This window comes from Prochlorococcus sp. ALOHA_ZT_50, assembly GCF_022447305.1.
Classification (GTDB): Bacteria; Cyanobacteriota; Cyanobacteriia; order PCC-6307; family Cyanobiaceae; genus Prochlorococcus_A.
Genome location: NZ_JAKVCI010000044.1, coordinates 1 through 6,336, shown reverse-complemented (window position 1 = coordinate 6,336; position 6,336 = coordinate 1). Strand labels below are relative to the sequence as shown.

The following is a 6,336-nucleotide window of genomic DNA, read 5'->3' as shown; positions in this document are numbered from 1 at the left end:
TTGCTACAAGGTTTCTCAGTAGATTGGAACGGAAATTAAATTTCTGAAAATTTCTCAAAAAATTATTTGGTTAATGTGAAAATTGCCAAATAATTTTTTTTTTAAATTTTTGTTTTTATTAATTAGTTATAGTTTGTATATATTCATAATTCTCAAACAAAAAGAGATTTAGAAATAAACAATGAAAGAAATATTTTTAATTGGATTAGGAAATCCTGGTAAAAAATACTCAAAAAGTAGACATAATATAGGTTTTTTACTGCTTGAAAATTTTTCGAAAAAATATAATTCAAATTTTTTATTAAAAGATAAGCTTAAAAGTTCCTGCTCAGAATTTCAAATCAATGATTCTAATTTCAGGTTATTTTTACCAAATACGTTTATGAATAACAGTGGTGATGCTGTCAGAGCAATAGTTGATTGGTACAAAATAAATTTAGATCAGATTTTCATAATAGTCGATGATAAAGATCTTCCCCTTGGAAAAATAAGATTTAGAAGAAAAGGAAGCTCAGGTGGACATAACGGGCTTAAAAGCATCATTGAACAATTACAGACACAAAACTTTAAGAGAATAAGAATTGGTATTGGGTCACCTCCTCTAATAAAAGGAAAAAATAATTTCAATACCATTTCACATGTATTAGGAAATATTTCTCTAGAAGAAAAATCAATATTGGATAAAGTGTATAAGAGAGTAATAGAATCCCTCGAACAACTAAATACTAAAAAAGAAGAATATATAATTAATGAATTAAATTCTTTTGACAAAGACCAACCTTAAGAAATGCGTTCAAAACCTGAAACTATTGCAAATGTAAGTGTTAAGGAATATTGCTTCTCAAAAAAGCAAATTCAGGGGGTTGTGGAAGCTAGTCAATTTAAATGGACTTTTACATACTCCTTTAATAAAGGTCTATTAAAGGTAAATCCACCTTTGGGAAGAGCATTAATTGAGGATGCCTTATTGAGATTTTTATTGAAAAAAGATTATGAACTAGAAGCAGGGAATGAATATAAGTTCACTATTTCAGCCAAGTTTTAAAATCTATATTTTGATTCAAAGTAAACTTCATTTTGCAATAATCTTCTAAAATTATCAAAGCTGATATCGCATCAAGGTTTTTATTAAGAATAAAAACCTCTCTAGGCATTAAAAACTTCAGACCACTAATTGGAAAAAGTTCGAAATATCTTGCTTTAGCCCTGTAGGTAGTATTTTTTTCCTCAAAAGTTATTATTTCTTTTTTAAAAAAATATAGTTTTTCTCTGATTTCTTTACTGGTAGTACCATTGCCAATAATAATTTGTGATATGTCCTCAGCGGCAATTAAATATCTGACATAATTCTCTAGTAATTCACTTTTAAGAATAATCGCTTTATAAACTTTTTTTTCACTTATTTCAGCTAATACTAAGCCGCATTTACTTTTCCCAGGATCAATAGTTATAACTCTAGGCATTTAAGATGCAATCTTTAAAATATTGATTTCAACGACTATGGGTTCTACAGTTTTACTATCTCTCAAAGATACTACTTCTAACTTAAATTTGATATTTTGATTTTCTTGAAGAAAGTCTCTAATTTTTTTTACAAAATTTCCATTTGTATTAATTTCACTAACTTGTGATCCTTTTGACTTAATTTCATCCCTTGTTTCTCTAAGCAATGATTTAATTTTTAAATTTATTGATTTAAGATTTAAATCACTTTCTCCCAGAATTGAACTTGTAATAACATCCCCTTTTTTGACTATAAATTTATTCTCTAATAAATCAGGAGATACAAAAACATAATTATCCCCTTTTAAAACATTTGTTGCTGATTTAATTAATAAAATCCAGTCGCCGCCTCTAGAAGCTATTGTCTCAATTTTTGTAATATCACTAGGTCTCCACAAAAGAATATTTTTTGCTTCTTTTTTATTTGGGGTAACAATTTTCCTAACAAATTTATCAGCTTCATTATAGATTTTTATAAAGTCTAGTTTTACATTTGAGCTAGATTTAATCTCAGCAATGAATAAAGTTTGCCCTCTTTTGATAACAATATTTCCTCTCCTAAATTCTTTAATATTATTTTTTAATTGATTTAACTCCTTTTCTTTTTGAATAATTTTACCTTCAAGTTCCTCTTGCTCTTCCTGTAAAGGGATTAAAGCCTTTTTACTTTCATCTAAAGTTTTTTGCAAAAAAGGAATATCAACAAAAAGCCTTTGTCTGAATTCTTCACTTACTAAAATCAATAACCCTATTGATATTGAACTAATAAACCCACCAGTAATAATAGTTATTATAGTTGCTGTTTTTTTCGGTCTTAATTTTAAGATACTAAATCTTGCTTTACCAATCTTTGTTCCAAGAATATCCCCAAATGGTGCAATTAATCCCCCTAGTAATATTAAAAAAACAATTAAAATCCAAGCCACACTTTTGCATATACTCAGTACATCATAATTTATGATGAATCAATTAAATCTTTTTGCAAGAGCAATTGGATCGAACACTGTGATCTTTTTTCTTTCAATATTAAGAAGCCCTGAATCCTTTAAATCTCCCAATAATCTTGTAATGGTTACTCTTGTAGAACCAATAGCTTCAGCAATTGCCTGATGTGAAAGCCTTAAATCTATCGTAATACCTTTTTCACCTGCAACTCCAAAGTCTCTACAAAGAACCATTAAAAAACTTACTAAACGAGAAGACATATCTCTATGTGTAAGAGTTTCTATCATTGTTTCAGTTTGCAGGATCCTACTTGAAAGCCCCTGTAAAAGTAATAGTCCTACTGATGCATCTTCCTCTATAGCTCTTAAAACAGAATTTGCAGGTGCTGTTATCATTTCAACTCTTGTGAATGCTATGGCATGATAAAAACGATCAGATCTATGGCCTGTTAGAAGAGATAAAACACCAAAGAGACTATTCTCTCTTAAAAGAGCAACAGTTATTTCTTCACCTGACTCATAAACTCTTGACAGTCTTACTGCTCCTCTTCTTATAAGATAAACCCTTTCAGCAGGGTCCCCAGGGAAAAATATTGTTTTAGATCTCTCAACCATTTCTGTGCTTGCACCATCTAGACCTTTAATAACTTCCATTAAAGTTCTATTGATTGGAAAACGTTCTCCAACAGAGTTAATTTTACTTTGTCCGGATTGTTGCGAACTAAAGCGGTTGAATCCTCGTGAAGCAGGTATCATAAATATCTTGACTATTAAAAAATTTAAGGAGACACCCTAAAATATCTTGTATCAACAGTAACAATTTTCAATTCTTATCAGTTTATCAACAAGCTTTTTTCAGTCAGTTTCAAATTGCTTAACCCTTTTTTAAGTAAAATTACACTATATGCAGCGTCAATAGATTCTAATTATACTGCATGTAGAAAGAATCTAAATAATGGTAATTAGTTCATCTCATATTTATTCCAAAGGTAATCTTGATGTTGTAAAAACAAATACTGCTAACAAAATTAATCTAAAAAGAATTCCACAAAACGGACAAATTCAAATCTATCAATCTTCATATAGAGGTAGCTACACATCTATCATTAGAGACTCTCTAAGAAATGCTGCTCTTGGCAGGAAAGTGCTCTTAATACAATTCATGAAGGGAGGAGTCAAGCAAGGAGTTGATAATGCAGTAAAGCTATGCGGTAATTTAACCTGGGTAAGATCATCACATTCCTTTGATCAATATAATTCTGAAGCAATTGAAAATAATAAAAATTTAAAAAAATCTATTCATGAATCTACTATTGAATTATGGAATTTTTGTAAAAAAGAACTACAGTCTGGAGAGAATGACCAAATCATACTTGATGAAATTTTTTTAGCTATTGACATGAAAATTATCGATAAAGATGATTTGATTTCAACACTTGAAAACCGATTTATATCAGGAGATGTAATCCTTACTGGTACAGATATACCTAAAGATTTATTATTAATGGCTAACCAAATTACCGAACTTCGCTCATAAAACAATGCTAAAAAATGATCTCTGGATAAATCAAAAAGCTTCGGAAGGTATGATAAAACCCTTTCAATCAAATTTGGTGAGACATCTTGAGCCTGACAATAAACAAAAGCCAGTTTTGAGTTACGGATGTTCATCTTATGGCTATGATTTAAGACTTTCATCAAAAGAATTCCTAATTTTCAGACATATCCCTGGTACTGTGATGAATCCCAAAAAGTTTAATCCTAATAATTTAGAAAAAACTGTTCTTCACCATGATAATGATGGAGACTTTTTTATTCTTCCTGCTCACTCCTATGGTTTAGGAGTTGCTTTAGAAAAGATGAAAGTGCCAGAAAATATAACTGTAATCTGTATAGGCAAAAGTACTTATGCACGACTTGGAATTATTGTTAATACAACGCCCGCAGAGGCAGGGTGGGAAGGTCATCTAACTTTAGAGTTTAGTAATAGTTCAGGTGCAGATTGCAGAATATATGCTGAAGAGGGTATTTGCCAACTACTCTTTTTTGAAGGTGATCCGTGCTCTACAACCTATGAAGATAGAAGAGGTAAATATCAAAACCAACCAGAAAAAGTAACTCTTGCAAAGATCTAAAATGAGTAAAGTTGAACTAATTTCGCTAACTCCTGATGCAGAAAAAACAATGGCTTACATTGCAAGAGTTAGTAATCCAAAAAATCAGGAAAATGAAGACTATTCGAAATTATTGAGTTATTGCATTAAAAATGAACATTGGAGTGTTTTTGAACAGTCATTTATGACCTTGCAAATAGAAACTAACAGAGGAATCGCTGCCCAAATTTTAAGACATAGATCATTTACTTTCCAGGAATTTTCACAGAGATATGCAGATAGTTCTCAATTGGGTAATATTCCCTTACCAGAGTTAAGGCGTCAAGATTTTAAAAACAGGCAAAATTCAATTCCTGATCTCCCTGATGAGTTAAAAAAAAGATTCAATGAAAAAATTGGTTTACATTTTCAGGCTGCTTCAGAATTATATGAAGATTTACTTGCTGAAGGCGTAGCCAAAGAATGTGCGAGATTTGTTTTACCATTAGCAACTCCAACAAGAATCTATATGTCTGGATCATGCAGATCGTGGATCCATTACATTCATTTAAGATCAGCTCACGGTACCCAAAAAGAACACAAGTCTATCGCCCAAAATTGCAAGTCTATTTTTAAAAAAAGTTTTCCGATTGTATCAAAATCTTTAGAATGGTAAAAATTATCCATGACTACGAGGATTAACCTCATTATTTTTATTTTCTTGAATTATTGAAAATTCAGCATTAATAATTTCCTCATAGGGATTCTCTTCTTTTTCTAAATTATTAATAGATTCTCTTATTTTTATTTCATCTTGTTTACCAATAAAAGTAGATATTAGATTACCCTTTTTATCAAAAAGATTAACTTGAGGAATCCCATTGACTGCAAACTTTTGGATGTAATTACCCCATTTTTGATTATCAACATTTAAAAAAACAAAATTAATATCTTTTTCGTATTCATCTTTAAAAGCAGAAACTTGTGGAGCCATTTCTTTGCAAACTTCACACCACTCAGCATAAAATTCCAGAAATGTAGGCTTATTATTTGTAAAAGCTATTTCAGGGTCAACAGATAATTCTCCAAAACTCTTTAGAAGATAAGTTGATTTAAAAAAGAAATTTCTAAACAAAAACAGTGAAATGATAACAATAGATATGATTAAAATAAGTATTGTTTTAAAATAATGTTTTAAAATTTGCTCTCGACTCTCAGATTGCACTATTAAGAAATTACTTACTAAAAACATCTTAAATAAGTTAAACAAATAAAGAGAATTGAAATCTATAAGCTTTTAATCAACTGATAAAATAAGAACTGAATAATTATCAAAATTTCTTTGATTCCTGAAATCTAATTATGCAATCAATCTTTGGAACTGATGGAATAAGAGGAAGATTTAATGAAGAGATAACTTATTCTCTAGCCTACAAAGTAGGATATGCTCTAGGTTCGACTTTAGAAAATAAAAATCCAATATTAATTGGAAGAGATACAAGAATTAGTGGAGATATTCTGCTTCAGGCAATAACACAAGGTATAAATGAAAGTGGCAAAAAATTTATAAATCTTGGAATCTGCCCTACCCCAGCTATACCTTTTTTAATCAAACAAGAGAACCTGAGCAGTGGTGTCATGATATCTGCAAGTCATAATCCGCCAGAATATAATGGCATAAAAATTTTTGATCATAATGGTCAAAAAATTACTAAAAATTTTGAGAGTAAAATTCAAAAAATAATTGAAGAGTTAAAACAAAATATATCAATTCCTATAGAAGTGGTTTCGTTAAA

At 29.8% G+C, this 6,336-nt stretch carries 9 protein-coding genes and 1 pseudogene; 6 read left to right on the top strand and 4 right to left on the bottom strand.

The genetic code is table 11. The features are described from left to right. Positions 1–181 precede the first annotated feature (181 nt). A complete protein-coding gene (pth, locus tag MK115_RS08825) occupies positions 182–784 on the top strand; it encodes an aminoacyl-tRNA hydrolase (RefSeq protein ID WP_287610804.1) in 603 nt (200 codons plus the stop codon). 3 nt (positions 785–787) lie between these two features. After that, positions 788–1,045, top strand: a complete 258-nt coding sequence (locus tag MK115_RS08820; RefSeq protein ID WP_287610802.1) for a DUF3146 family protein — start codon at positions 788–790, stop codon at positions 1,043–1,045. Here the strand turns inward: MK115_RS08820 and MK115_RS08815 are convergent. Genes MK115_RS08815 through ntcA form a run of 3 tightly spaced genes read right to left on the bottom strand, consistent with a single transcriptional unit; the run spans position 1,026 to position 3,203 of the window. Further along, complete coding sequence (locus MK115_RS08815) at positions 1,026–1,463, bottom strand: RuvC family protein (RefSeq protein WP_287610800.1); 438 nt, start codon at positions 1,461–1,463, stop codon at positions 1,026–1,028. The genes MK115_RS08820 and MK115_RS08815 overlap by 20 nt on opposite strands. Continuing rightward, on the bottom strand, positions 1,464–2,429 hold the full coding sequence (locus tag MK115_RS08810) for a DUF3084 domain-containing protein (RefSeq protein ID WP_287610798.1): 966 nt from the start codon (positions 2,427–2,429) through the stop codon (positions 1,464–1,466). A 39-nt stretch (positions 2,430–2,468) separates the two neighbouring features. Further along, complete coding sequence (gene ntcA, locus MK115_RS08805; protein WP_025971688.1) at positions 2,469–3,203, bottom strand: global nitrogen regulator NtcA; 735 nt, start codon at positions 3,201–3,203, stop codon at positions 2,469–2,471. A gap of 199 nt (positions 3,204–3,402) precedes the next feature. Between ntcA and MK115_RS08800 the strand changes: the two genes are divergently transcribed. The 3 genes from MK115_RS08800 to thyX are packed head-to-tail and all read left to right on the top strand — an operon-like array spanning position 3,403 to position 5,216. Next, entirely contained in the window at positions 3,403–3,984 is a 582-nt protein-coding gene (locus MK115_RS08800; protein ID WP_287610795.1) for a cob(I)yrinic acid a,c-diamide adenosyltransferase, read from the top strand. A 4-nt stretch (positions 3,985–3,988) separates the two neighbouring features. Continuing rightward, positions 3,989–4,582, top strand: a complete 594-nt coding sequence (gene dcd, locus MK115_RS08795; RefSeq protein ID WP_011862288.1) for a dCTP deaminase — start codon at positions 3,989–3,991, stop codon at positions 4,580–4,582. A 1-nt stretch (position 4,583) separates the two neighbouring features. After that, on the top strand, positions 4,584–5,216 hold the full coding sequence (gene thyX / locus MK115_RS08790) for an FAD-dependent thymidylate synthase (protein WP_025900270.1): 633 nt from the start codon (positions 4,584–4,586) through the stop codon (positions 5,214–5,216). 3 nt (positions 5,217–5,219) lie between these two features. Here the strand turns inward: thyX and MK115_RS08785 are convergent, their stop codons facing one another. Next, positions 5,220–5,765, bottom strand: a complete 546-nt coding sequence (locus tag MK115_RS08785) for a thioredoxin domain-containing protein (RefSeq protein WP_287610790.1) — start codon at positions 5,763–5,765, stop codon at positions 5,220–5,222. A 137-nt stretch (positions 5,766–5,902) separates the two neighbouring features. Between MK115_RS08785 and MK115_RS08780 the strand changes: the two are divergent. Then, a pseudogene (locus MK115_RS08780) lies at positions 5,903–6,336 on the top strand (phosphoglucosamine mutase); the annotation flags it as partial.

Coding starts and splice junctions, on each gene's coding strand:
- MK115_RS08815 (WP_287610800.1), bottom strand. CDS start 1,463: ATGCCTAGAGTTATAACTATTGATCCTGGGAAAAGTAAATGCGGCTTA.
- MK115_RS08820 (WP_287610802.1), top strand. CDS start 788: ATGCGTTCAAAACCTGAAACTATTGCAAATGTAAGTGTTAAGGAATAT.
- dcd (WP_011862288.1), top strand. CDS start 3,989: ATGCTAAAAAATGATCTCTGGATAAATCAAAAAGCTTCGGAAGGTATG.
- MK115_RS08800 (WP_287610795.1), top strand. CDS start 3,403: ATGGTAATTAGTTCATCTCATATTTATTCCAAAGGTAATCTTGATGTT.
- ntcA (WP_025971688.1), bottom strand. CDS start 3,203: ATGATACCTGCTTCACGAGGATTCAACCGCTTTAGTTCGCAACAATCC.
- thyX (WP_025900270.1), top strand. CDS start 4,584: ATGAGTAAAGTTGAACTAATTTCGCTAACTCCTGATGCAGAAAAAACA.
- pth (WP_287610804.1), top strand. CDS start 182: ATGAAAGAAATATTTTTAATTGGATTAGGAAATCCTGGTAAAAAATAC.